We start from the raw sequence: 1,577 nt of genomic DNA, 5'->3' as shown, positions 1-1,577 counted from the left end.
AACGGGATCAGCGGATGCATCAGCACCGACGCGTCGAACAGCGCTGGAACCACGAACACCACCGAGGCCAGGACATTGGCGCCGTTGGAATAGCCGAGACCCAGCACGGCCGATGGCTTCGCTGCTTCAACATGGGCCTTGACGAAGCCCGCCATCTTGGTCGTCGCCCGCGCCAGGTCGTCCATATCGTAGATGCCCTCGGCGGCGCGGCGAAAGAAGCGCGCGGCACCTTGTTCCGACACATCACCGCGCGGCGAGACGATGGTTGCCTGGGGCGCGAGATCGCGCCCCAGCGACAAAAGCTGATTCTCATCGCCTCCCGTGCCATGGAAGACGAACAGCAATGGACCGCCCGGCGAACCGGGCAGCACCTTGTGGATGTAAGCGTCCTTGCTCATGGTCTCAGCCTTCCAACTTCTGCAGATGCTGTTCGAGATAGGGCCGCAGGTGCTGGTGCTGCGTCGGCAGCTTCAGCGCCTCGCCCAGATGAGCGGTATCCTCGTCGCGATCGAAACCCGGCTCGTTGGTGGCGACTTCGAACAGCACGCCACCCGGTGTGCGGAAATAGATCGCCCAGAAGTAGTCGCGGTCGATCACCGGCGTCACCCCATAGCCGGTGTCCATCAACGCCTTGCGTACTTCCAGCTGCCTGGCGCGGTTCTCGACCGCGAAGGCGACGTGATGGACGGAGCCGGCGCCGAGGTCGGCGAAGGCAGTGCTCGGCAGCGATTCGATGTCGATGACATCGGCGCCATTGCCGTTCTTCACCGCCAGCCGCCTGAGATTGCCGGACTTGTCGACTTCCTCATAGCCCATGAACTTCAGCAGCTCTTCCGTGGCGCCGCCATCCTTCAGCCTGAGCGACACGGAATGAAAGCCTCGGATCGCCTCATCCGTGGGAACGCCGCCTTTCGCCCAGGGTGCTCTGCTGTCGCTCTTGCACTCGACCAGCGCGAAGCCGTCACCATCCGGTCCGGCAAAAGCCAGGCGCTTCTCACCGAAGGTTTCTTCGCGCGAGAGGCCGGTGACGCCCTCATCGGCAAAGCGTTTTTCCCAATAGCCAAGCGTGCCTTCCGGCACCGAGTAGACGGTGGTTCCGACTTCCCCGACCCCATGCCGGCCCTTGCCGATGTCGGGGAAGGGGAAATAGGTCATCACCGAACCCGGCGTACCGGCCTCGTCACCGTAGTAAAGATGGTAAACATCGGGCGCGTCGAAATTGACGGTCTTCTTGACCCGGCGCTGACCGAGTTTCCTGGTGAAGAAATCGTTGTTCTGGCGGGCATCCCTGGCCATCGACGTGACGTGATGCAGGCCCTTGATCTGGTCGAGCATTGTCTCGCTCCTTCCCTTGGTACATGTGCGGCCCTCGCCGCTGTCCACGCCAATATGAGGACCAGGGCAGTTTCCGCAAAGGCGGCAAACACAGAATGGACTGTGTCATAAAAGTGAACGATGGAACAAGGTTCGTTCACCAATTGGCTCGCAGGTCAGACTTGCGCCAAGGCCAGAATTCGGTTCCATAAACGGCGTTCGACATCCCGGGACAAAGGTATCGTGAGTGACTGGAAAAGCCA

General features: G+C 61.3%; 2 protein-coding genes. Both read right to left on the bottom strand.

Annotated features, from left to right (window positions below; genetic code table 11):
* The coding region (locus EN914_RS34935) for an alpha/beta hydrolase (protein WP_407067832.1) at positions 1-398 on the bottom strand (398 nt) is incomplete at its 3' end.
* A gap of 4 nt (positions 399-402) precedes the next feature.
* Positions 403-1,335: a VOC family protein gene (locus EN914_RS34930; protein ID WP_024503019.1), complete on the bottom strand. Its 933-nt coding sequence runs from the start codon at positions 1,333-1,335 to the stop codon at positions 403-405.
* Between the last annotated feature and the right edge of the window lie 242 nt (positions 1,336-1,577).

This window comes from Mesorhizobium sp. M7A.F.Ca.CA.001.08.2.1 (genome assembly GCF_003998455.1).
Classification (GTDB): domain Bacteria; phylum Pseudomonadota; class Alphaproteobacteria; order Rhizobiales; family Rhizobiaceae; genus Mesorhizobium; species Mesorhizobium ciceri.
Note: the sequence above shows the minus strand (reverse complement) of the source record. Positions and strands in the feature narration are given on the sequence as shown.

Excerpts from the sequence above, each read along its gene's own strand:
- EN914_RS34930 (WP_024503019.1), bottom strand. The coding sequence starts at position 1,335 with ATGCTCGACCAGATCAAGGGCCTGCATCACGTCACGTCGATGGCCAGG.